21 protein-coding genes are annotated in these 23,996 nt (G+C 45.2%); 6 read left to right on the top strand and 15 right to left on the bottom strand.

All coding sequences use genetic code 11. From position 1 onward, the window contains the following. Positions 1 to 7 precede the first annotated feature (7 nt). The 7 genes from SAPGRDRAFT_RS13675 to SAPGRDRAFT_RS13715 form a co-directional block, all read right to left on the bottom strand. Positions 8 to 637: a flavin reductase family protein gene (locus tag SAPGRDRAFT_RS13675; RefSeq protein ID WP_002659845.1), complete on the bottom strand. Its 630-nt coding sequence runs from the start codon at positions 635 to 637 to the stop codon at positions 8 to 10. Between the two features lie 377 nt (positions 638 to 1,014). After that, entirely contained in the window at positions 1,015 to 2,805 is a 1,791-nt protein-coding gene (gene aspS / locus SAPGRDRAFT_RS13680) for an aspartate--tRNA ligase (RefSeq protein WP_002659846.1), read from the bottom strand. Positions 2,806 to 3,069: 264 nt separating this feature from the next. Next, a complete protein-coding gene (locus SAPGRDRAFT_RS13690; protein WP_002659848.1) occupies positions 3,070 to 3,702 on the bottom strand; it encodes a 4'-phosphopantetheinyl transferase family protein in 633 nt (210 codons plus the stop codon). Further along, positions 3,703 to 4,065: a hypothetical protein gene (locus SAPGRDRAFT_RS13695; RefSeq protein ID WP_002659849.1), complete on the bottom strand. Its 363-nt coding sequence runs from the start codon at positions 4,063 to 4,065 to the stop codon at positions 3,703 to 3,705. A gap of 18 nt (positions 4,066 to 4,083) precedes the next feature. Continuing rightward, positions 4,084 to 5,136, bottom strand: coding sequence for a Card1-like endonuclease domain-containing protein (locus SAPGRDRAFT_RS13700; RefSeq protein WP_002659850.1), 1,053 nt, complete (start codon positions 5,134 to 5,136; stop codon positions 4,084 to 4,086). Between the two features lie 329 nt (positions 5,137 to 5,465). Then, positions 5,466 to 6,431 (bottom strand): TPM domain-containing protein, encoded by a 966-nt coding sequence (locus SAPGRDRAFT_RS13710; protein WP_002659851.1) that lies wholly within the window; start codon positions 6,429 to 6,431, stop codon positions 5,466 to 5,468. A 21-nt stretch (positions 6,432 to 6,452) separates the two neighbouring features. Continuing rightward, the gene (locus SAPGRDRAFT_RS13715) at positions 6,453 to 7,271 is read right to left on the bottom strand and encodes a TPM domain-containing protein (protein WP_002659852.1); all 819 of its coding nucleotides are present in this window, start codon (positions 7,269 to 7,271) and stop codon (positions 6,453 to 6,455) included. Between the two features lie 410 nt (positions 7,272 to 7,681). Here SAPGRDRAFT_RS13715 and SAPGRDRAFT_RS13725 point away from each other — a divergent pair, with 410 nt between their 5' ends. Then, the gene (locus tag SAPGRDRAFT_RS13725; RefSeq protein WP_002659854.1) at positions 7,682 to 8,428 is read left to right on the top strand and encodes a 3'-5' exonuclease; all 747 of its coding nucleotides are present in this window, start codon (positions 7,682 to 7,684) and stop codon (positions 8,426 to 8,428) included. Here the strand turns inward: SAPGRDRAFT_RS13725 and rsmI are convergent. Continuing rightward, positions 8,425 to 9,162: a 16S rRNA (cytidine(1402)-2'-O)-methyltransferase gene (gene rsmI, locus SAPGRDRAFT_RS13730; protein WP_002659855.1), complete on the bottom strand. Its 738-nt coding sequence runs from the start codon at positions 9,160 to 9,162 to the stop codon at positions 8,425 to 8,427. The genes SAPGRDRAFT_RS13725 and rsmI overlap by 4 nt on opposite strands. Before the next feature lie 140 nt (positions 9,163 to 9,302). On the opposite strand from rsmI, the gene SAPGRDRAFT_RS22970 reads away from it, so the two are divergent. After that, positions 9,303 to 9,452: a hypothetical protein gene (locus SAPGRDRAFT_RS22970; RefSeq protein ID WP_156001928.1), complete on the top strand. Its 150-nt coding sequence runs from the start codon at positions 9,303 to 9,305 to the stop codon at positions 9,450 to 9,452. Between the two features lie 201 nt (positions 9,453 to 9,653). Here SAPGRDRAFT_RS22970 and SAPGRDRAFT_RS13735 read toward each other — a convergent pair whose 3' ends face one another. The 3 genes from SAPGRDRAFT_RS13735 to yihA all read right to left on the bottom strand — a co-directional run bounded on the left by SAPGRDRAFT_RS13735 (position 9,654) and on the right by yihA (position 12,362). Continuing rightward, positions 9,654 to 10,127 carry a hypothetical protein gene (locus tag SAPGRDRAFT_RS13735; RefSeq protein WP_037350281.1) on the bottom strand — a complete coding sequence of 158 codons (474 nt, stop codon included), beginning with the start codon at positions 10,125 to 10,127 and terminating at the stop codon, positions 9,654 to 9,656. 272 nt (positions 10,128 to 10,399) lie between these two features. Further along, positions 10,400 to 11,722, bottom strand: coding sequence for an MATE family efflux transporter (locus SAPGRDRAFT_RS13740; RefSeq protein ID WP_002659857.1), 1,323 nt, complete (start codon positions 11,720 to 11,722; stop codon positions 10,400 to 10,402). Positions 11,723 to 11,753: 31 nt separating this feature from the next. Continuing rightward, positions 11,754 to 12,362, bottom strand: a complete 609-nt coding sequence (yihA, locus tag SAPGRDRAFT_RS13745; RefSeq protein WP_002659858.1) for a ribosome biogenesis GTP-binding protein YihA/YsxC — start codon at positions 12,360 to 12,362, stop codon at positions 11,754 to 11,756. 100 nt (positions 12,363 to 12,462) lie between these two features. Here yihA and ubiE point away from each other — a divergent pair, with 100 nt between their 5' ends. Next, positions 12,463 to 13,215 carry a bifunctional demethylmenaquinone methyltransferase/2-methoxy-6-polyprenyl-1,4-benzoquinol methylase UbiE gene (gene ubiE, locus SAPGRDRAFT_RS13750; protein ID WP_002659859.1) on the top strand — a complete coding sequence of 251 codons (753 nt, stop codon included), beginning with the start codon at positions 12,463 to 12,465 and terminating at the stop codon, positions 13,213 to 13,215. Then, entirely contained in the window at positions 13,215 to 13,886 is a 672-nt protein-coding gene (locus SAPGRDRAFT_RS13755) for a porin family protein (RefSeq protein ID WP_002659860.1), read from the top strand. The genes ubiE and SAPGRDRAFT_RS13755 overlap by 1 nt, the downstream gene beginning before the upstream one ends. 373 nt (positions 13,887 to 14,259) lie before the next feature. On the opposite strand, the gene SAPGRDRAFT_RS13760 is transcribed toward SAPGRDRAFT_RS13755, so the two are convergent. Then, a complete protein-coding gene (locus SAPGRDRAFT_RS13760) occupies positions 14,260 to 16,359 on the bottom strand; it encodes a hypothetical protein (protein ID WP_002659861.1) in 2,100 nt (699 codons plus the stop codon). 363 nt (positions 16,360 to 16,722) lie between these two features. Then, entirely contained in the window at positions 16,723 to 19,017 is a 2,295-nt protein-coding gene (locus SAPGRDRAFT_RS13765; protein WP_002659862.1) for a hypothetical protein, read from the bottom strand. Between the two features lie 317 nt (positions 19,018 to 19,334). On the opposite strand from SAPGRDRAFT_RS13765, the gene SAPGRDRAFT_RS13770 reads away from it, so the two are divergent. Continuing rightward, positions 19,335 to 20,039 carry a pseudouridine synthase gene (locus SAPGRDRAFT_RS13770; RefSeq protein ID WP_002659863.1) on the top strand — a complete coding sequence of 235 codons (705 nt, stop codon included), beginning with the start codon at positions 19,335 to 19,337 and terminating at the stop codon, positions 20,037 to 20,039. Between the two features lie 31 nt (positions 20,040 to 20,070). Here SAPGRDRAFT_RS13770 and SAPGRDRAFT_RS13775 read toward each other — a convergent pair whose 3' ends face one another. Further along, a complete protein-coding gene (locus SAPGRDRAFT_RS13775) occupies positions 20,071 to 20,667 on the bottom strand; it encodes a TetR/AcrR family transcriptional regulator (protein WP_002659864.1) in 597 nt (198 codons plus the stop codon). A gap of 187 nt (positions 20,668 to 20,854) precedes the next feature. On the opposite strand from SAPGRDRAFT_RS13775, the gene SAPGRDRAFT_RS13780 reads away from it, so the two are divergent. Next, the gene (locus tag SAPGRDRAFT_RS13780; protein ID WP_002659865.1) at positions 20,855 to 22,909 is read left to right on the top strand and encodes a penicillin acylase family protein; all 2,055 of its coding nucleotides are present in this window, start codon (positions 20,855 to 20,857) and stop codon (positions 22,907 to 22,909) included. On the opposite strand, the gene SAPGRDRAFT_RS13785 is transcribed toward SAPGRDRAFT_RS13780, so the two are convergent. Continuing rightward, positions 22,887 to 23,981, bottom strand: coding sequence for a hypothetical protein (locus tag SAPGRDRAFT_RS13785; RefSeq protein WP_002659866.1), 1,095 nt, complete (start codon positions 23,979 to 23,981; stop codon positions 22,887 to 22,889). The two genes, SAPGRDRAFT_RS13780 and SAPGRDRAFT_RS13785, sit on opposite strands and share 23 nt — an antisense overlap. Positions 23,982 to 23,996: the final 15 nt, after the last annotated feature.

Consider the following 23,996-nt stretch of genomic DNA (forward strand, 5'->3'; position numbering starts at 1 on the left):
CCTCCGCCTATTGCTTAGGCTTAGCATAAGGCAGGCGCTGCAACTGCTCCGTTTTATGGTAGCTATCTAAACCCGAAATACAAACGGCCTGCATTTTCTCCAAATCAATTTGTCCAGTTGCTTCATCAAAGGCGGCTTGGGGCAGCTCTACGTATTCTATGGCGGCAACAATGAGGTAGGTCCCATTTTTTATGATGGGGATTTCCTCTTCTAGCCGCAAGCCTATTTTTAACTGGGCCTCTTGGACAAAAGGAGCTGGAAAATCACCAATGTATTGAGGGTGTAAGCCCGTGGCCTCAAATTCTGATACCCCATCGGGATAACGGGCCGAGCTATGATGGGCCTGCTCATAAATGCCCTGATGCACCTGATTGAGACTAAAGTATTTTTGCTGCCGAATATTGCGCAGACTATGGCGAACCACATCCGCCGTAAAGGGCCGAGAAATAAGGCCAATGAGGGCCGGATTGGCCCCCAAATGGACCGCAGAACTAAAAATGGCCAGGTTCTCTTGGCCCTCAGCCGAAATACTGCCCACCAAATTGCCCGACTTAAACCCCGATAGATGGTTGACAAAGGTGGTGCGCTGCCGCTTGGGTAAGTTGGCAATCTCTTGAGCCTGAAACGTTTTGATCATAAGCTGTGTCTATTAAATAATTTTTTGGTGGTGTAGGGCTTCTACAGGCCCGATAGGGCCGCAGGCTGAGGGGCTGTAGCAGGGCCGCCGCAGGCGGCAGACCGAGGTGCTGAAAGCGCCGAAGGGCCGAGCGAACAGCGAGCTGCGACAACCAGCCCCTATAGGGGCGCCAGTTCGATGACCAACGGGAATAAATGGCCCGACCCGACCGAAGGGAGGGGCAGCCCCAAAACATCCTACTAATAAGCAGAGAACAGCTAAAGGCAAAAAATGTTAGGCAAAATGAAGCTAAGCGCTAAAAACTGCAGTAGGGGAGGGCAAAGAAAAACGCCCACTACTATAGGGTAGCGGGCGTTCATTTTTATGCTTGAATTAGCTTATTTGGCCTCTTCTTTTTTGGGAACCACTTGAAGTTGTAGCTCTTCCCATTGTTCGGGCATGATAGGCGCGGGAGAACCCATCATGGGGTCTTTGGCCTGTTGGTTGAGCGGGAAAGCAATCACCTCGCGGATATTCTCCTTATCGGCAAAAATCATCACCATACGATCGAGGCCAGGAGCGATACCACCATGAGGGGGTGCGCCATATTTGAAGGCCGAGATCATATGGCCAAAGCGTTCATTGACCACCTCGCGGCTATAGCCAACGATATCAAAAGCCTTGTACATAATGTCGGGGCGGTGGTTACGGATAGCGCCAGAAGAGAGCTCGATACCATTACAAACAATATCGTATTGGTAGGCGAGGACATCGCCATAATTGCCAGAAGCGGCGGCTTGATCTAGGGCCTCCATTTCGCCCTGAGGCATAGAGAAGGGGTTGTGTGAGAAGTCCCATTTTTCGGCTTCCTCATCATACTCGTACATGGGGAAATCCACGATCCAGCAGAAGGCCAGGGTATCCTCATCGGCCAAGCCCATTTGTTGGGCCACCCAAACGCGGATGTGTCCAAGGGCTTTATTGACCAAATTGCGACCGCCTGCCATTAAAATGACGGCATCGCCAGTTTTGGCGCCCATCTGCTCGGCAATAGCGGCAATTTCTTCTTCGCTGAGAGGTTTGGCCACAGAGCCTTTTACTTCCCCATCCTTATATTGTAGGTAACCGATACCAAAAGCGCCTTTGGCTTTGGCCTCTTTTTGGGCCTTGTCAAAGAACTTGCGAGATTGGCTGGCACCGCCTTCTACCAAAATAGCCTTGACCACTTGGCCGGTCTTAAACATCTCTTGATAGACCTTAAAACCAGAATGCTCAAACAAGGGCGTGAGCTCCTTCATCTTCATCTCGAAGCGGATATCGGGCTTATCAGAGCCGTACCATTCCATCGAGTCATTAAACTTGATCCGAGGGAAGGGAAACTGCTGCATTTTCTTTTTGGTCACCTTGGGCAAGAGGTATTCATACATCTCTTCCAAAAGGGCAAACAGCTCATCTTGCTCAACAAAGGCCATTTCCATATCTAGCTGATAGAACTCTCCGGGAGAGCGGTCTGCACGGGCGTTTTCGTCACGGAAGCAGGGCGCAATCTGGAAATATTTATCAATACCAGAGCACATCAATAGCTGCTTATACTGCTGAGGAGCTTGAGGGAGGGCATAAAATTGGCCGGGATAAAGGCGAGAGGGCACCACATAATCGCGGGCACCTTCGGGCGAAGAAGCGGTAAGAATAGGCGTTTGGATTTCCAAAAAGCCTTTTTGGGCCAAAAAAGTACGGATCTCCATCATCAACTTAAAGCGCAACTTGAGGGCTTCTTGCAGCTCGCTGCGGCGCAGGTCGATAAAGCGATACTTCAGGCGAAGGTCTTCATTGGGTTGCTCATGCAACTGAAAAGGGAGTTGTTCCACCAAAGAATCGATGGTCAATTCTTGCACTTCCACCTCAATTTCTCCGGTGGCCATATCGGGGTTCACATCTTTTCCACGAGAGCGCACAATTCCTTTTACAAGGATAACGCTTTCGGGTTTGAGGCTGCGGGCGAGCTCAAACGCCTGGCCTTGTTCCTCCGAAAAAACCAATTGGGTCTTGCCGTAATGGTCGCGAATCGTAATAAAAGACAGCGATTTACTGAGGTGGCGGATATCGGCCACCCAACCCGCTAGGCGCACCTCTTGTTCTAGCTGGCTAGCATTCAATTCATTACAATGATGTGATCTATATTTTGACATCTCTTGACATTCTTTTCAAAGTGTAGAAAAACGGCCCAAAAATGCGTTTTTTTTGGGCTTTTTTCAAATCTGTCTGCCCTTAATGCGCAACAAAAATAAAATTCTGCTGTTTTCGAGGGATTTTTTGGGGCCTCCGCCTCGCTTTGCTCGTCGGCGCTACGTTTTGCAGCTCGCTGTTCGCTCGGCCCTGCAGCCGCCTCTGGCGGCTTTGGTCTGCGGCTTTGCCGCACTGCTTCACATCGCTAGGCCAGTCGCTTCGCTCCTCTAGATGCACCAAATCAGGCGATGTTGTTGGGGGAGGGGCAGGGCTTCTAGGGCAAATTCTACTTGGCCTTTTGGGCCATGATAGCGGGCGCTAAAGCGGCCGGGCAGTTGGAGCATTTCTGGGGGGTAATCAATAGAGAGATGTTCTCTAAAATCAATACCGCCTCCGCCCATAGCTTTAAACAAAGCCTCTTTGGCCGACCAGATATTGGCTAGGGCTTCTAGGTATTCTTCTTTGGGCCGTTCTTGCAGGGCCTGTAATTTATCGGGCAGAATAAATTTATGGGCAATTCGGGCCAGTTGGGCCCCTCTTGGTCCTTCTACATCTAGGCCGGGCCTTGGGCCCGCCATCGTCAGGGCCGAAAAGCCCTTACAATGACTCATTGAAATAGCTTTATTATGTATAAAAGGGCGGCCTTGGGCATCTTTTGTCAATGACAAAAGCGCAGGCCGTCCAAAAACCTCCTGTAACAGCAATCGGCTGCTACAGTAGGCTAGGGCGGCTTGCGCTTGTTGGGGAATTTGGGCCAATAGGCTTTGGGGCAAAGCCGCTTTTAGTTGGTCCAAAGGCTCAGTTTGCTCCCAAACCCAAAGTTGGGAAACCCCTAGTTTTCGCTCTAAGATAATAGGCATTTACTCTAGTAGATTCGGATAGGTTCTAAATTGAACAAAGTTGAATTTTACGGTCTTGCTGCCGTCTTCTTCCTCTAGCACAATGCGTTCTGTTGTGCTGGCCACACACTGCAAGCCTTCAGCTTGCAGCTTGCGGGCCAGGCAGGCCGTGAAGGTCATCTCGCCCATGAGGTGGACGATTTTTGGGGCTAGTTGGACCACTTTGTTCTTGTAGGTTTCGGCCATTTCTTCTACTTCTGCTGTCGTTGCCGCAGGAGGGATGTTTGGAAAGGGGAGATCTTGTAGTTGGCCGTATTGCTGGGCCGTTGTCAGTTGTTTGCCGCTCCAGCGGCTGCTTGGGTGGTTAGATAAATTGAGGAACATAATAAAGGTTTTTTTGTTTTATTTAATTTTTAGAATACTATCTATATCTATAGCTTCGGCTAGTTCTTGCGCAAAGAAGGTCTGTACATTTTGTTCCTTGTCTAGGACGTTAATGCGTTTTTTAGAACTAGCGGCGGGGTGAATAGGACAGGCTACGGCAAGAAAATTATTGGCATTGAGTCCAAGGTTTTGGCTAAGGGCTGCGGCCTTATAAATAGCGGGGTAGATCATTGTTTTGCCGGGGAATTTTTTTTGTTCATTTCCTTCGCCATGGAGTGCTTTACACTCAATAATATAGAGCTGATCATTTTTAAGAAAGACAATATCGAGTTCGTTGCCATCTTCATTGCCTCTTTTTTTCCCATCGAGAGGTTTAAACTCAAGTCCGCAGGCAATTTGCTGATCTTCGAGTTGGTACTTTTGTTTGACAAAATTATAGATAATCTCTTCCCAAAAGTCGCCTGATTTTGGCAGCTTCGCCATTTTTATTGCTTGGTTTTTATTAAAGTTATCGGCTTGTAGTTGGGTCCAGATTTCTTCTACTTGAGTGGGGCTAAGTTTTGGGGCCTGAGGTTTAATTTTGTAGCCATAAGCGCCAAAATACTCTTTAAGTGTAAAATCGAGCTGAGCAATTTTTTTACTTTTTGCGCTGGGGTAGATTTTGTGTAACAGCTTTCCGCCAAAAGGCATATAATAGCTTCCTAATTGTACAGCTTTAGTTGTTTTGCTATGTTTCTTAAAGCTGTCTTGGGCGGCCATGGCCATCATTTTGGTGCCGCCGGTAAGGTGGAGCCAAAACTTTTGTGCATTTTGATTTTGTTTTTGGGCCAGCTGCTGAGCCAGATCTTTTTTGGCTTGTACATAAGACTCTGCGTCTATTTTCCAAAGTTCGTATTCTCCTTCCTTTAGGCCGAGGGCCTCTATGAGGTGGAGATGAAACTTGTTTTTTTCTGTAAAATCGCTCCCAATTAAGATATAGCGTTGGATGGGGCTATTTTGGGCCTTGAGCAATTTGACAAAAGAAAGATTGGGCAAAGCCTGTTTAGATAAAAGTAAGACGACAGTATTCATAATTAAATTTTTCTAAAAGCTACGCAAAAAAACTAAATCTTTCAAAAGCTGGCAAGAGCAAAGAAAACGCAAGTTTGTCCAGCCTATATGGAAACTTATATTTTTTGATAAAAAAAGGGGCAAAACCTAAGTTTTGCCCCTTTCTTGGGTCTAGCAGGCGCGAAGCGCCGCAGGCTGAGGGGCTGTAGCAGGGCCGCCGAAGGCGGCAGACCAAAGGCTTTTGAAGCAAAGCGAAAAAGCCTGCAGGGCCGAGCAGACCTGCGAGCTGCGAAATGGCCCGACCCAAGGCCGAAGGCCGCAGGGGCAGCCCCAAAAAAAGAATAAAAAACTTACCAATCGCCATCGGCACCACCGCCGCCAAAGTCGCCGCTGTCAAAGCTACTATCGGAGTAGTCAGAGTAGTCGCTATAATCAGAATAATCGGAGTAGTCAGAATAATCGGAATAGTTGCTAACGATTGTGCTATTATTGCTACTGTCGGAGTAATCGGAACTGTCTTTATAGTTACTACTTTTGTTGCGGTATTGGTTTCGGCCTTTTCGGCTATAATCTCGGCTGCTATAGGCTGTAGTGAATCCGTGTCTGATGATCAAAATAATGAAAAAGATAAAAATGGCGGAAATCATTAAAGCAGAGATAATTCTCTCTTTGGAAGCGCTTTTTTTCTCTCTGGAGGGCGTACTGGGCGTATAGTCATAGGTTTTTGGGCCAGGATTATCCTCCTCATACATATCTTCGATCTTTCTTTGGAGGTTTTCTTGGGCCTTAATAAAGTCTTCGGCTGATTGGATGGCCTGCATACTAGGCTTTTTATAGAGGCCTTTTTCGAGTAGGGCATCGGTAGCGGAGGCAAAGCCATCGAAGAACTTTCTTTGTTTGAAATTGGCCACTAGTTGTTCATCGACCACCTTTTGGCAGAAGATATCTGGAAAGCTGCCCTCTAGGCCATAGCCTACTTCTATGCGGGTTTTTCTTTCGGATTTAGTGGCTAAAATAAGCAGGCCATTGTCTTTACCTTTTTTGCCAATGCCCCAGCTTCGGGCTAGGCCGTTGGCATATTCCTTAATACTTTGGCCTTGGAGGTTGGGGACCGTAACAACAATAATTTGGAGTTGCTCTTCATTTTGTTTGTAGACCTCTAGGAGGTAGCGTTCGAGCAGCAGCTCTTCCTCCTCATTTAAAAAACTGCCCAGATCCGTTACATATCGAACAGGATCGGGGGCTGTGGGATATTGGGCCAAGGCTGGCGAGATGGCCAGCAGCAAAAAGAGAAAGAGAAGAGAAAAGTTTTTCATGGGAATAGAATTAAGAGAGTTTTACCAGCTACCAGAGGCGCCGCCACCAGAAAAGGAGCTATCAGAAGAGGAACTACTATCCGAATAATCGGAATAATCAAAACTGTCGCTATCCGAATAGTCCGAGTAATCACTATGGTCTCTATACCATCTTCTTCGCCGTCTAAACCGATAGTCGTCTTGCTTGCCTTTGCGGCTATAATCATGATGATTAACCGGAGAGGCTTTGCCCGCTCCCCAGCCGTATAAGGTGAAAAAGGCAAAGAGGGCCGCAACAATGAGCAAAAGATAAAAAAGTATTCGCCAAATCAGATTCGCCTCTCTCGATTTTCTGGTCGATAAGCCCATTTTTTCTGGATCTGCAGCCTGAAAACCGCCTTTTTTTAGCAGTTCTTGCATACTTTCTAGCAAGCCAAAGTAGTATTCTTCCTTTTTAAAGGCGGGACTCAATTTGTCGGCAATCACTTTTTTGCAAACTTCATAAGACAAGGGCTCGGCTAAATTTGCCCCCACCTCAATCCGCAATTGATGCTCGGCTCGACTCACCAAAATAAGTAGGGCATTGGCCTTTTCTTGGCCCAAACCCCAATTTGTCGCCAAAGTATAAGCATAGGCTTCTACAGTAGAACTACCCAAATGCTTAACCACCACAATCAAAGGATCTACTTCCTGAGCGGCCGCAACTAGCTCCAAATAACGCTGCAGGGCATTGCGCTCTTTTTGGGCCAATAAATCGGCATAATCATAAACGTATTGCTGCGCATCGGGCCGCTGATTTGGAACTTGCGCCCCTAGATTTACTACAAAAAAGAGCACAGAAAAAAGGAGAAAATATTTCATAAGGGGATGGTAGATCTAAATAACTTAGGGGCCAAAATAAAGAAAAATAGCCTTTGTAACATAAAAGTAAACAAAATGGTAGGGGGAGCAGAATTTTTTTGTAATTTTATAAAACTAAAGCAAATACAAAAAAATAGACTTATGTTATTTTGGGGCCTCCGCTGCGGCTGCGCCTTGCGGCGGTTACTCCCTTTGGTCGTCGAACTGCGAACTAAAGTTCTTGTTGTCGTTGCGCAGCTCGCAGGTCTGCTCGGCCCTGGTCTGCGGCTTTGCCGCACTGCTGCACATCGCTAGGCCATTTGGCCTTCGGCCATTGCGCCCTAAAGGGCTTGTTGTGGCCAAATCTCCCCGTCTTTTTTCTGGCCCAATCCCTAGCCCTTTGGGCAATTTATTCCTAAAATAAAAAATATATGTTACCTAAAAGTATATTAGAGCATACCTTAGTGCTTGATATTGAAACCGTTTCTGCTGCGGCTAGCTATGCCGAGCTTTCGCCAACTATGCAAAAGCTCTGGGCGCTCAAGGCAGAGGCTTTACAGCGTCGCTTGGCTGAAGAAGAAAAAATGACTGCGGCCGATTATTATCCCGAAAAAGCAGGTATTTATGCTGAGTTTGGCAAAATTGTCTGCATTACGGTGGGGGTATTTACTAAAAATGAGGAGGGACAGTATAAGCTCCGCCTCAAATCCTTTTATGGAGATGATGAAAAGGTCCTACTACAAGATTTCTCGGCTATGCTGAGCAAGTATTTTCAGCGCAGAGGGCAGCAATATGTTTGTGGCCATAATATTAAGGAATTTGATATGCCTTATATCTGCCGCCGCATGATTGTGCAGGGCTTGCCCTTGCCTGCGCCTCTTCAAATTTATGGCAAAAAGCCTTGGGAGCTGCATCACTTTTTGGATAGCATGACGCTCTGGAAATTTGGCGATTATAAGGCCTATACTTCCCTCAAGTTGCTCTGTGGCCTTTTTGGCATTCCTACTCCCAAAGATGATATTGATGGCAGCCAAGTGGGCCGAAGTTATTGGGAGGATGGCGATTTGGACCGTATTGAGGTCTATTGCAAAAAGGATGTTTTTGCCACCGCTCAGGTCTTATTGCGTTTTATGTTAGAAGATCCCTTGGCCCTCATTTTTGAGAGTGCAGATGGCTAGTCGAGTTCTGGCCGCCTGGGGGCTTTCTTGAACTTGGCGTATTTGTCTTTTTTCTTTTTCTTTTCGCTTTGTCCTTCTACCACAATGACAATTTCGCCTCGGACCTTATCGGGATGGGCCTTAAAAAAGGCTTGTAGCTCGCTTAAATTTCCTCGATGAAAGCTTTCAAACTTTTTAGAGAGTTCTCGGCAAACTACGGCTTGCCGCTCTTGGCCACAAACTTGGGCCAATTGCTGCAAGCATTTTTCTAGGCGGTGGGGAGATTCATAAAGGGCAAAGGTATTGGGCAAATCGGCCAAATAATTTAAACGAGTTTGCCGCCCTTTTTTGTGGGGCAAAAAGCCCTCAAAATGAAAGCGGTCGCAGGCGAGGCCAGCGCCAACCAAGGCCGGAATAACCGCCGAGGCGCCGGGCAAGCAACTAACGGCTAAGCCCTCGGCCACACAGGCCCGCAACAAATAAAAGCCAGGGTCTGAAATACCGGGAGTGCCTGCATCAGAAATAAGGGCTACGCTTTTGCCCGCCTTGAGGTCCGTGACTACCTGCAAGCTACTTTCTTGCTCATTGTGCGCATGATGCGCATAAAGGGGTTGGTCTATAGCATAATGCTGTAAAAGTGGCCGAGAACTGCGGGTATCTTCGGCCAAAATATAATCGACTTCTTTTAAGATGCGGACCGAGCGGTAGGTCATATCTTCTAAATTGCCAATAGGCGTAGGGACCAAATAGAGCATATTTTCTTGATTTTGGCCCAAAATACGGCTATTTGGCCCAAAAAAAACCCTAAAAAAGCGTTTTTATCTGTACTAAATCTAAATAAAGATTTATATTTGCTCTTGATAGTTGATTCTATTCGCATACTGACTACTAAGACATGCAAAAACTACAGATTCCTCAACCGATTGAATTGCCCCGGCAGGGCTTTTTTGAACTTCCTATTATTGAGTATCAGCTCAAGAAGAAGTGTTGTAAAAAATACAAGAAGAAGAAGGGCAAGCGTTGTAAGAAGTGCCCAGAGAACTAAACAGCTCGTTAGATTAAGGTTTATATTCTAGTCCTAGCCAAATAGCATTGCTATTTGGCATTTTTTATTCTCCATATTGGAAGTGGTTCATGGCTTGGCCAAATTTATTAAAGGAATGGAAGAGGGTTTGTTGTTCTGGGCAACATTGGTTTATTTGTTCTTGAAAGAGGGAGAGTTATTATTATTTTTGGGGCTTAAAATTTACTGTTTTTCCTTTTGGTCTAAAAGCGCATTTAATTTTTTGGCCAGGGCTTGTTTTTCGGGGCAATGCAGGCGGAGCAGAGCGGTAGAGAGGGCCTGCATTTTTTGGTCGCTACTACCTCCGGGAGCCGAAGCGCCAGAAAACTTTTGGAGGTCTTCTGAAATTTTGGCGAAGACTTCGGCAGAGGGGGGTGGGCTATCGGCATTACAGTTTTGGTATTGCTCAATAATCTGTTGTTGGCTGCTATCTATTGGGCCGTTAGCGGGCAGTTTGGAGAGGGGGTCTTCTTGCTCGAGCAGGCAGGCGCATTGTAATTTGGCGGCCCCATCAAAAAACTGTTGGCTTTCTAGATTGAAATTTTGGAAGCTGCGGAGCAGTTCGGCTTCTGCCTTGGGGATTTCATTTTTTGATGTTGTATTTTGGCAGCCCCAAAGGCTGAAGGCCAAAAGAAGAAAGAGTATTATTTTGCTCATAAGAAACAATTCTATTTAGGAGGTGAGGGGCGGCGAAGCCGCCCTGGCCGAAGGCCAAATGGCCACAACAAGCCCTTTAGGGTGCAGTTCGATGACCAAAGGGAGTAACCGATGTGGAGCAGTGGCCGAAGGCCAAATGGCCTAGCGATGCGGCGGGGTGGCCGAAGGCCAGACCAAGCAAAAAACTTGTTTTTTTGTGCAGGGCCGAGCAGACCTGCGAGCCCCAAAGCGTAGCGCCGCAAGGCGAAGCCGCAGCGGAGGCCCCAAAACCACTAGATCTTAATTTTTACCCATTTTTGGCTACGGAGATACCAGGCGGAGGCGGCCAAACAGGCAATCCAGTAGACGGTTTCGGTCATCCAGGCCCATTCTAGGCTAGCGCGGAAAACGCCCACCACGATATAGGCATAGAGCATATAGAGGAGGACCGAAGAAACTTGGATGAGCAGTGATTGTTTGGTGGCGCCGGTGCCTACCAGGCCGTTAAAATAGATCGTGCTGAAGCTATAAAGTGTGATTAGGGTGACCAACACCCAGACTAATTTGCTGGCTTCTCGGATGAGGACGGGGTCGTCGGTGCCGATGCGCAGAATATAGTCGGGGGCGATGACCACCGAGCTCGTGACCAGCATGGTCACGACAAAACAGAGAATAGCTGTTTTGTAGATGGCCGTCATGACGGAGCTGCTTTGTTCTTGGCCGATGAGCTGGCTAACGATGGTATTGATGCCGGAGGAGAAGCCCCAGGCGGGAATCATATAGATCATGTAGGCGGCTCGGATGATATTGGAAACGGCTAGTTCTTTTTGACCGAGTTGTTCGATCAGGGCAAAAAAGACGAACCAACTGCCCACGCTAGCGATAGATTGCAGGACGATGGGGCCAGAAAGGCGGAGTTGGGCCTTGATGAGTTCAATATCTAATTCGGGCCATTTGAAGAGTTGGTAATCATGGCATTTTTTGTCGAGCAGGACATAAATAATAAAGACGCCAAAGGCCAAAACCTCGGCTAGGGTAGAGGCTAGGGCGGCCCCAGAGATCCCCATTTCGGGTAGGCCAAAATGGCCAAAAATGAGCCCATAATTGAGGATTGTGTTGGCGACCCCCATCACAACGGCATTATAAATAATGACGGTGGTTCGGGCTAGGCCGGTATACATGGCCACAAAAGCGACCCCTAGGTAGGAGAAAAAGACTCCATAACATCGATAATCGAGATAGGCAATACAGGCCTCATAGATATCGGGGTCGGTAACAAACCAGCCAAAGAAGGTTCGGCTGCCGAAAGCTAGGAGAAAAAACATAAGCAAGGCCAGCAAGAAGGCAAAAATGCCCATAGCGTGTACTTGTGGACCAATTTCTTTTTCCTGATCGGCCCCGATTCTTCGGGCGATCATGATCTGGCCTGCCTTGGTAAAACTATAGCCAATAGAAGTAATGAGCAAATAGAAGACGCCCACTAGGCCAATGGCGCCCAGCTCTACCTTGCCCACCCGGCCCAAAAAAATGGTATCGGTGAGGGTAATTAGGTTTTGTACGGCGGAGCCCACCATAATGGGCATAGAAATTTGAAAAATTCTCTTGTAAGTGATCATAAAAAAAGGCTAGCTGAGAGAAAGAGATGGCTTAATGCAGGGGTTCAAAATTGGCATTGACCGATTCGATAAGCTCTAGCAATTCCTCTCTGCCTCTTTTGGTCTCGGCAGAACTGAGGTAGCAGGGAGGCAGTTGCTCCCAGTATTCGCCTAATTTTTGCTTAAAGGCTCGAATATAATTATCGCCTTGTCGGGCTTTTTTCTTATCGGTTTTGGTAAAGACGACAACAAAAGGGATTTGGTTTTCCCCCAACCAATTGGCAAACTCAATATCAATATCTTGGGGCGGCACCCCACTATCAATCAGTAAAAAAGCGCATTGCATAGAAATCCGGAGCAAGAAATACTCCTCAATCATTTTGCGCCAAGTTTGCCGCCTTTGCTTGCCTGTTTGGGCATAGCCATAGCCGGGTAAATCGACCAGATACCACTCCTTATTGATATCAAAGTAGTTGATCATTCGGGTTTTTCCGGGCCGGCCAGAGGTCAGGGCCAACTTACTATGGCCAGTGAGCATATTGATGAGCGAAGATTTCCCCACATTAGAACGGCCAATAAAGGCGTATTCGGGGCGATCGGAATTGGGTGCCATCTCTACTTTGGGCACACTAATGAGGTATTCTGCAGTTTTTATAATCATATCAACCTTTATTGGGCTATTCCTGTTACCTTTGTAGCACATTTGCCAGGGCAAATGAGGCAACTCAATTGTTTTCCGTTCACAAAATAGTAAAATTGATATGAGTGTTCAAAAGATAAAATCGGAAGAGGTTAAGCCCTATGAAGTAGAAGCCGAAAAAAAGGCCCAGGTTTCCAAAATGTTTAACAACATTTCTAAGACCTACGACTTCCTCAATCACTTCCTTTCACTCAACATAGACAAGAGCTGGCGCCGCAAAGCCATTGCCGAACTCCAAGATATTCAGCCTAAACGCATCCTCGATGTGGCTACAGGAACCGCCGACCTTGCCCTAGAGGCCTACAAGCAACTTTCTCCAGAAGAAATTATTGGCGTGGATATCTCTGTTGGTATGCTAGATGTAGGCCGCAAAAAAATTATTAAAAAAGGCCTAAATAAAATTATTATCCTAGAAGAAGGTGATTCTGAACATCTGCCCTTTGAAGACAATAGTTTTGATGCCGTCATCGTTGCTTTTGGAGTACGCAACTTCGCCAATGTAGAAGCCGGCCTCAAAGAAATGGTACGAGTATTGCGCCCCGGCGGAAAATGCGTGGTCCTCGAATTCTCCAAACCTAAAGTCTTTCCTATTAAGCAAGTTTACAACTTTTACTTCAGTAGCATTCTGCCCGGTATTGGCCGCCTGACCTCCAAGGATCAGAAAGCCTATGCCTACCTCTATGAGTCAGTGCAGGCTTTTCCCGAAGGAAAAGACTTTGAAAACTTATTGCTTAAACTTGGACTAACTGATACGAAATGCCAGCCACTCACCACCGGAATTTGTTCGCTCTACTCGGCTTGCAAACCTGCATAATGGCCCTCCTCCTTTTGGGGCCTAGCTTGTCTGCCCAAAGAGGAACTTTCAACTATTACGCTTTTTCCAAAAAGACCTACTACTTCGGAATTACCCTGGGCTACAATAGCTCGCGCTACCAAATTCAACGCTCCGAAACGCTGATCCAAAACGATAGCATTCGCCTGATCCAATCTTCTAATGGCCCCGGTTTCAACCTCGGAATCGTGACCAATATTAAGTTTGGCGAAAATATGGACCTGCGCTTCAACTTGCCTACCCTCTCTTTTGCCGAGCGCCGCCTAGAGTATACTCTGCCCACTCAAGAAATCGTTAGCCGAAATATCGAATCGGTTTTCCTCGATTTCCCCATTCAGTTTCGCTACAAATCGAAACCCTACCAAGATGTCCGCGCTTTCTTTATTGTGGGGGCCAAGTATAGCCTCGACCTCGCCTCCAATTCTAGAGCCCGCAAAGCCGAGGATTTGGTCCGCATCCAAAGTAGCGACATCCTCGTCGAGTATGGCGTAGGCCTGCAGTTTTTCTTTCCCTACTTCATCCTCTCGCCCGAAATCAAGTTTTCGCATGGCATCAATAATATCCATAGCCGAAACGATCAGTTGATTTACTCTCGAACTATCGATAAGCTGTTTGCCCAAGGAATTACTTTCTCGGTCCATTTTGAAGGCTAAATAAAGCCAATAAAAGCTAACTGGCCCTTCACTTTTTTGTGGAGGGTCTTTTTTTGGGGCTGCCCCGCCCTTTGGGCGGGTCGGGCTGTGTCGCAGCTCGCTGTTCGCTCGGCCCTTCAGCGCTGTGCGCTTCGGTCTGGCCCTTCGGGCCACTGCTGTCCATCCCTCAGCCTGCGGCGGCTTCGCCGCCTGCAAAACCGTTTAGAAGCGGTATTGCTTTGCCATGATATATGAATGAGGGTGGAAACCTTCATGAATTGAACGGCATCTAAAATTAAACAAAAGCTGCAGGGATTGGCCCAAAAAGACCAAAGCCCCAAACGGGAAGTTTGGGGCTTTGGTCTAAGCGAAAAGGGCCAAAAAAATAGGCCATTTAGGATTGTTTTTCTCTCCAAGAACTATCCCCTTTTAGGCTAACCGTCCAAGGACCAGATTGATTTTGTTTAAAATCTAAAGCTACTTGTTGAACTTTATCTGCAATGAGCTCAGAAGACAGTTTTAGGTCGAAGCGAATGCGCACAGAAGGATACTCTTTTATGCCCGACCAACTGCTGGGGTCGGCACTAATATAATTGCCAATATTAAAACTTAAGGCTTTTGCTAATTGACTAAGATCAGTACTATTGGTGGGGTCTTCTCCCTTCGCTATCCATTTATCTTTGGTGACCCCTAGAAATGTCTCTACATGATAGTTTACTACTAGTTGAACGGCTATTATTGTAGTAGCTATACATTTTTCAAACTTGGGGGCTAAGCACTTTTGCTCAATGACCGAGGCGGTTAATGATACTCCTTCATTATTATAGCCTTTTATCCATTTTTCTCCTTCATCATTGAGCGCAACAACAAAGGCTGCAGGCCTTGACTTGCCTTGAAATAAGACATTTTTCAGCGCATAATCTACTTTCAGGCGCATTTCTCCATCAAAGTTGATAAAGGGAAAATCAGCATGTTTAAATGCTAGTTGGACAAAGTAACTAGAGTCTTTAAATTCTGGTTTTTGAATGGTCTTATAAGCGCATCGACTCGCTTGCAAAACTATATATTCTAAACCAGCAGGAGCAGGAAGTAAGCTGATTTTAAATTTAAGCAAGTAATCTTTTTGTACTTGAATTTCAGGATTTGCTTTTAGCCGACTAATCACTGTGTTTAGTCTATCCTCTTCTCCAAGCCCTAAAATGCTATCTTGAAAGACGCAGTCTAAAAGTTGCTGCTGTGAAAACTTTGTTTTTTCCCCATTCAAAAACTTCATTTTAGATGATAAGACTACCTCTTTAATTCGGTCATAAACAAAAAAGGCATCTTCCCCCTTTATTCCCTCCATAAATTCATGTTCTAAACTAGCGAGAAACTGATCTTTATTGATGCAGCGCTGAGGGTTTTGACGAAGAAGCGTTTTAAATTCACTGATCCAAGCTGAGCAGGCTGATCGAATCCATTTTTTTGCTTCTTCGTCCTTAATTTCAAGGAGGAGCTGCTCTTTTACAAAACATCCTGTAGACCAATTATTGGCCAATAACTCTTGTTCATTGATTTTGGCAATAGCCATATCTTCCTTAAACCAATTTTCTGCAAAGTCTTTTGGAAGTTTAGTATTGTCCAAGAGTATTTTCTTCAATAATTGAGGATCATACTCTTGCTCTGCTTGAATCGCAGCGGCCCAATTTTGAAATAAATAGGCATGCAATTTAGGGTGTATCCCTTGCCTCGCAGCCGTCAAATTAGAAATACAGGAGGTAGATTTAATTTTATACTTGAAGTATTCCTCTGCAGCTGGGAGCAAGTCGTATTCATTATTGATTTTCATTTTAATATAGCTGATTACCCCAGCTAGTTTTTCTTCTAACAGGAGAAGATCCTTTTTTTGCTGCTCTATTAGTTCCTCCTCCGTCAAAAAGTCATCTTTGGCCAGGGCTTGGTCCAAAATGCTTTCTAGTTGCTGATAGCTAATTTTCTTTAGTAAATTCTCTTCTTTGATACTAAAGGTATTGAACCAGTTCGCCTTGATTTGATCTTCTTGGCTGTATTTTTCTAAAATGGCCAAAAAGGCCGCTAGAAAGTCTTCAACATTGGTATCAATAGGAATTACTTTAATCTCCTTATGGAGTTGTTTACTGAGCGGACCAGGAACTTGATTGAAAAATAATACTAAATCTGAACGTAACTTAATAAGGCCAACCCCCGTTTTTAAAGCTGGCTTTTTTCCAAGTCTAGATGATACTCCTTGCTGAAGATCTGCAAAAAATAGCGCTAGTTGTTGTCTGTACCGCTCCTTCGGAATATCCTCTTCCTTAAGGGCCAAAAATAGCTGCTCCAAATTGGCCTTTTCCATTTTGAGCTGTGGCTTAAAGGCCTTTAGGCCCGCTTTGGTCTTGAGCAAAGCCGCTTTTAGGCTTGGGCGATCGGGGTCCTCTGCAGGAAGCTCCTGATAAAGTGAATGTAGCTCTAGATATTGGGCCAAGGTTTTCTTCATAAAGGGCTGTATCTTCTTGATACTGCTGCTGCTTTGCCAAAAAAAGTTCTCGCTGCTTCATCTGTAATAAATTTAGATGGCCAAAAAATAAACTCGATAACAGAAAAATGGCTAATGCTTTCATCATTTTGCTTTTGTGTTTACGTAAAGGTAGTAACTTTTACTTATAAACGCAAAGTAAGTTTGAATTTTTTGGAGGCCTAGTCACCCATACAACAATGGTATTGCTTCGCAATGATATATGGATGAGGGTTTCAACCCTCATGAATTGAACGGCATCTAAAATTAAACAAAAGCTGCAGGGATTGGCCCAAAAAGAGCAAAGCCCCAAACGGGAAGTTTGGGGCTCTGAATAGCTGATTTTTATTTTTTTACTTTTGGGGTTTGCTCCCAAAAAAGGCTTGCTTTATGTTCATCATCTACTTTTAACCCATAGTTAGGTATGGGATTAAATTTAACGGGACCTCTTAAGTGGTTTTGGAGGAGCAGGCTTTCGATTCCTTTGGGATAAGAACTTAACTGGACCTCCATTTTTGCCAGGTAATCTATTTTTATTTCTGGATTGTTAATGTCAAAGGATATTGGCCCTATACTTACTGAAGAGCCAAAGTACTTGCGTATTTCTTCTAGTAGATAAAAAGGAATCTCATCCTCATCAAGCGTCGATAAAGCAGTGGTATCTATCCCCAATATAGAGAATAGATCAATCTCGGCACGAACACTAAATACCCAATAGCTATCCATGCTATTTCTATTCCTTTGGCGTCGAATACCATCTGATGTTAGGCTAGAAATTTCCATATTGGCTATCTTGGCCCCTCTAGCAATGACGGGGCTTTTGCTCTCATCAAAAGAGAGAAACGCAACTTGCCGGAGGCTGTTACCTACTCCAGGGGCTATACCGTAGACATATTTTAGAGGGAAACCAATAGTCACTTTATCAAAGTGAGCAAGTCTTTCTTCTCCTTGAAGTGAAAATGTTATGGGCATTTGGGCCAAGTTGTAAACAGCATCTATAGGCTCTAAAAGCAGTGGTTTGGGCCCCTGACAACGACTTGCTCGAATTGCTTTTTCCCATTCTTTGGCTGGGGATAAGAGCACTACTGCACTATCTGCCAATTGCTTAATCTCCTCGGCTAATAAGTTATTAAAAGGATCTACTCGTTGAAACTCTTTATCGCCCAGAAAATCATCCCAAGCTTCTGTGGCAAAATCTTTCATGTAAAGATGATCTTCCTTGGGGTCGATTTGATCCATTTTAGCTAAAAAATAATCTTCTAAAAGCGGTATTTTTAGCCCAGTTGCTGTCGATGCTGAAAAAAGATAGCTTAGACTAGCCTTCCATCGCTTTTTGTTTAGGCAGTAATTGCTAATATTAGGATCTTTTATACTGGGCTGTAGTTTTTTAAACCAAGCTTCGATTTTTTCTTTTAGCTGTACAATAGCGACTTCTCGGCCTACTTGGGTCCGTAGTAATCCTTTATCAAAACAACTACGGACCCAATTATCGGGGTAGAGTTCTGAGCTAACAGGATCTTTTTTAATTAACTGATGTTTTTTTACGTCATAAAATTCTTGACAAAATAGATTTTCACTAAAAATTGGAGAAAGTGTCAGGCTACTAAGAATTTTAGTGCTTAACTCCTCTATCGAGTAGTGCTTACTACTATCTAGTTGAGCAGCCAATTGTTTAATGAGTTCTGCTCGAACAAGAGGATGTCCTGTATTTAACTTTCCTAAATGTTCTACCAACTCTTTGGCAGAAATACAATATTCTAATCCACTTTCCTTTTCTAAAGGCTTTACCCCCAGATTAAAGAGTTCAAATACAAGCTCAGATTTACCCTCCTTTAAGGTTTTACGGAACTTAGCCAGCTCTTCTCGGTAAGTGGAATCTGCTTCTTTTTTTTCCTCTATTTCTCTCTTTTTCTTCTCTTCCAACTCCTCCTCCGTCAAAAAGTCATCCTTGGCCAGGGCCTGGTCCAAAATGCTTTCTAGTTGCTGATAGCTAATTTTCTTTAGTAAATTCTCTTCTTTGATACTAAAGGTATTGAACCAGTTCGCCTTGATTTGATCTTCTTGGCTGTATTTCTCTAAAATGGCCAAAAAGGCCGCTAGAAAGTCTTCAACATTGGTATCAATAGGAATCGCTTTAACCTCCTTATTGAGTTGTTTACTGAGTGGACCTGGAATCTGTTTGAAGAATTGAGCTAATTGCGATTGAAAAATACTCAGAGGCGTACTCTCCTTTAGTTTAGGCGATTTACCAATTCTTGATTTAAGTACTTTAGATGTCCCCTTAAAGAAGTCTGCTAATAATTTTCTGTACTGCTCCTTCGGAATATCCTCTTCCTTAAGGGCCAAAAATAGCTGCTCCAAATTGGCCTTATCCATTTTGAGCTGTGGCTTAAAGGCCTTTAGGCCCGCTTTGGTCTTGAGCAAAGCCGCCTTTAGGCTTGGGCGATCGGGATCCTCTGCAGGAAGCTCCTGATAAAGTGAATGTAGCTCTTGATATTGGGCCAAGGTTTCTTCATAAAGGGCTGTATCTTCTTGATACTGCTGTTGTTTTGCCAAAAAAAGTTCTCGCTGCTTCATCTGTAATAGGTTTAGATGACCAAAAAATAAACTGGATAAGAGAAAAATGGCTAATGCTTTCATCGCTTTGTTTTTGTGTTTACATGAAAGTAGTAACTTTTACATATAAACGCAAAATAACTTTGAAATTTTTATCAAAAAATGGCCGAAGGCCATTTGGCCTAGCGATGCGGCGGGGTGGCCGTTAGGCCAGACCGAAGGCGAAACGAAGTGTAGCCTGAAGGGCCGAGCAGACCTGCGAGCCCCAAAGCGTAGCGCCGCAAGGCCGCAGGCCGCAGCGGAGGCCCCAAAAAGAAAAAAACTTCAAAACGGAAGTTGGCGGCTTTTCCTCCTCCTTTTCATTTTCTGCCGTATCTTAGGGCCGAAAATTAGCAACAGATATGAGTCAAGATAATAGCATTAGCCTCAATAAATATATTAGTAGCAAAGGGATTTGCTCTAGACGAGAGGCCGATCGTTGGATCGAAGAGGGCCGCTTGAAAATTAACGGGCAATTGGCCAAAAAAGGAAACCGAGTGTCGCCTGGAGATGAGGTGCTGCTAGATGGCAAAGCCCTGCCCAAAGCGCCCAAAAAACTATATATCGCCTTTCATAAGCCCGCAGGCGTAACTTGTACCACCGATCGTAGAGATCGCAGTAATATTGTCGATTTTATTGGGCATAAGGAGCGGATCTTTCCCATTGGCCGCCTAGACAAGCCCTCTACGGGCCTCATTTTACTCACGAATGATGGCGATATGGTCAATCCTATTTTGCGGGTAGAAAATGGGCATGAAAAAGAATATATCGTTACCGTAGATCAGCCCATCAATAGTCGATTTCTGCAGCGCATGGCTGGGGGGCTGCCTATCTTGGGTAAAATCACAAAAAAGGCCCAAGTAGAACAACTTGGGCCAAAACGCTTTCGGATTATCTTGAAGCAAGGACTCAACCGACAGATTCGGCGGATGTGCGAGTACCTTGGCTATGAGGTGCGTACCCTCAAAAGAGTACGGATTATGAATATTGAATTGGAGCAATTGCCCAAAGGCCAATGGAGAGAACTAAGCGCCCAGGAGCTTAAAAATCTAGAAAAACAACTTTAGGGTTCTTCTAGCTCTGGGAGGGTGCAGCTCATTAAGCAGTTAGTGTTTTGCGCACCATCTTTTGCAAGTACTCGCAACGGTGCACAAAGGCTTCGGGATCGCGATAAACTCCCTCATAATAAGTGAGGCCTTCATTGAGCATAATGAGGTATTCGGCTACCTGAGAAGGCGCAAACCCCCGAACAATTTTGGCCTCTATCCAGCGATCGGCTAAATCCTCTATGACCTCTCTAAAGCGGTTGTACATCTGCTGAAAACGCTCCCGAATTAGGTCGTGCCGAGAGCTAAGATAATAGCAGGCATAAAAGACCGAATGCTGGTCGGACATCTGCATCCATGCATGGCCAAACAAAATATCAATGACCGTATCAAATTGTTCTTGAGGATTTTCTTTAGAAATGACCATATTGAGAAAAGCATCCTCATAGCGTTCTAGCAGAAAATCAACCAAGCCCACCACCATATCTTCCTTTGTTTTGAAGTAGTGAATGAGCAAACTAGGGTTTACATCCATGCTTTTGGCAATCTTAGCAATCGAACTGTTTTCAAAACCCTCTGTTAACATGACCTTATAGAAATGCTCTAGAATTTCTTGCTTTCTTTCTTCTGCCTTACTTTTTCTTCCCATATTTTGTACTACGCTATATTTGGCCAAAACCAAAACTATGAACTTGCCTAGGCGAAATAGTTCGCTAAAAGAGCAAGATTTGTTATTTAATGAGTTTTTAGATAAGGGGCGGGGCGCAAAATAGCATAATAAGATTGTATTATAAAATCTATATACCAGTTATTCGCCTATGTTGTTTAAAAAAACGATGTTATATTTTTTGTCAGTCTTGTTGATTTGTCCATTGTTTGCTCAGCAAAAAATAGAACCAAAATCAATAGATATTGTTCGGGATAGTTTTGGGATGCCGCATATTTTTGCCCCAACCAACCCAGCGGTGGTCTATGGTTTGGCTTGGGCCAATGCCGAAGATAATTTTGAGGCCATGCAAGAGACCGTCCTTATCTCTAAAGGTTTAATGGGGCGCTATAAGGGCAAGGAAGGGGCTGCCTTTGACTATTTTGTGAAGGCTATTGACCTAGATCGGCACTATGAAGCCCAAAAGGACCAACTGAGCGATGAGTTTATGCAGCTGCTTTCCGCTTATGTCACTGCGCTGAATGATTTTGCCAAAAAACAGCCCGAAAGAGTACTCTTTAAGCGAGCCTTTCCTGTCACAGAAAAAGATATACTCAAGGTCTACCTTTTGTCTTTTGCCGCCCTATCGGGCCTGCCCGATGCCCTAGGCGATATTGTGGAGGGCCGAGAACCTGGCGCTTTTAGCCAAGAAGCTCCCCTGGGCTCTAATGCTTATGCCATGAGCAAAAGCCGAACCGCTAGCGGCCAGACCTACCTGGCCATCAATCCCCATTTTATGTTGGAAGGTCCGCTCTCTTTTTATGAGGCCCATCTTTGCTCTGAAGAGGGCTGGAATATTACGGGGGCACTCTTCCAAGGCGGAACTAGCGTCTTTATGGGCAATAATGAGCATCTGGGCTGGGGACATACCTTTAATTATCTAGATCTACTCGATATCTTTGAGCTAGATATGCACCCCAAAAAGAAAAAGCAGTATCGCTGGGGAGAAGGTTATAAGAAACTGCAAACGCGCCGCTTTTGGCTCAAGGTGAAGGTCGGTGCATTTGTCCTTCCGGTTAGAAGAAAAACCTATTGGTCGGAGTTTGGCCCTACCTTTAAAGCCGCCAACGGAAAGTATTATGCCCTGCGCAGCCCCGCTCTAGACGCCCTAGCCGCTGGCCAACAGTTTTATGAAATGGGTAAGGCCAAAAATCTCCAAGAGTTTAAAACCGCCCTAGACCAAAATGCCTTGCCGCTCTTTAATATCGTCTATGCCGATAAGGAAGATAATCTGCTTTATCTCTGTAATGGCATGATTCCCCAACGACCCGATAGCTTCGATTATAGCGGGATCCTTTTGGGCAAAAAAGAAAATTGCTGGAACAATTACCTGCCCCTAGAAGAAAAACCCTTACTCCAAAATCCAGATTGTGGCTATCTGTTTAATACCAATAATACGCCCACAATCGCTAGCTGCGATTCGGTCCAAGAAGAAATGAAGGTCCCTTATACCGATCTTCGCCCCGGCCTGAATAATCGAGCACATCGCTTTCTCGAACTGATCGAAGCCGAAATAGGCCTACTCAATTGGGCCGATTTTAAGGCCATTAAGTTCGATCAACAACTCTCTAAGGCTTCTCCTTTCTATCAGTCTATTCAGTTTATCTATGACTTAAAGCCCGAAGATTATCCCCATCTGCGCAAACCCCTCAAAGAATTGCAAAACTGGTCCCTCTCTGCCGATGCAAAGGACCCCCGAGCAGGCTTGTTCCTCCTCACTTTCCAATATATCTTTAAGGAAAAAGGCTATGGCGATGAGGTCTTTATCTCTGGCCCAAAAATTAATACCGCCGAACTACTAGCTGGCCTAGAAAAAGCCAGCCGATACCTCTATAAACACCATAATAAACTCTTGGTCCCTATCTCCGAGCTGGCTCGCTACCAAAGAGGCGAGCAATGGCAGCCCACCTCTGGCTTTCCCGATATGCTTAGCCCCACTTATTACGATATGCCCAATGAAGACGGACAGTTGGTCCCCTCTTTTGGCGATACCTATATCCATTTTGTCCGCTTCAATGAGAATGGCCCCGCCCAAATCCAAACGCTTTTGCCCTATTTCAAAAGCCCCCAGATTCAAGCGTATAAGGATCAGGTAGAGGCCCTAGAAAAACGAAGCCTCAAAACAGTAGAAATGGATAAAATTAAGGTGATGAAGTCGGCCCTTAAAATTTATCATCCCGAATAGGCCGAAGGCTGTACTCGATCTCCCCCCTCCGCAAAATAATCTGGCTACCTTCAATAAAAACCTGAAAGTCACCCTCAAATTGCTCGCTAATACTGCCTGCCGTTTGGGGGCAACAACTATCTGCACAGCTTTTAAGACGGAGGGTCTGCCCCTTAAAATTACAGTCTCTCTGACAACGCTCGTTTTCCCAGCTAATAGCCCCCTTGCCTTCTTCAAAAGAGAAAATATGCCGCATGGCATGAACGCTCGTCATCATGCCATTACTATAACTCGCTAGCTCCCAACGTAAGCCCCTGAGCTTTTCGGCAGACAAGGGCTTGGCCTCTGCTTGCAAACCTCTCAATGGCTGGGCAATGAGTTCATAATTGGCCGAACTCAACACTAATTGGTTGTTTTCTAAACGGTAAGTCAAGCTATCCAAACGCATGGCTTTTAACCACTCTGTCCTAGGCGCATCACAACAAGCCTCGGTACAACTGCCTGTTTCTTTAGGGAAAATACGGCCCTCTGCATACTCACAAGCCTGCCAACAACTATTGGCCTCCAAAAAGAAACGATAGCCCTCGGCCTGAAAGTCCAAACGATAGGGTAGGGGCGGCTGCCAACTGTCACCGCTGGCCTTTTCCCGGACCTCCTCAATCAACCAACTGCTCTCACTGAGCTCTAAAGGCAAACGATTGCGGCTAAAATGCCATTCGCTCTCTCCCGTTTGCACAATCAAACTGTCTTTTTTCTGCCGAAGGATCTCAAAATCGTTGCCCAACAGTTCCTGCAACTGATTATCCAACTCCGAATCACAACAAATCATCGTGGTTACCCAACCAAGATCTTTAGGCTCGGCCCTATTGCCCGACCAACTTACTTCCGTATGGCTACTGTTCCGAGACCAAGAAAGACTCATGCCTTCTTCACGAATACCTAGGCTGCTGGCCCGATTTACCACTATTTTTTGGCCGTCTTTCAGAACATGTTCCAAATACCAAACACCCTGAATATCAGTAGGAGTCTGCTCGCTACAAGCCGAAAATAAAGTTAGCAGCAGGGCCAGCATAAAAAAGAAGGGGGATTTCATAGACTATAGTTTTTT

This window comes from Saprospira grandis DSM 2844 (assembly GCF_000275825.1).
In the GTDB taxonomy this organism is placed as follows: domain Bacteria; phylum Bacteroidota; class Bacteroidia; order Chitinophagales; family Saprospiraceae; genus Saprospira; species Saprospira grandis_A.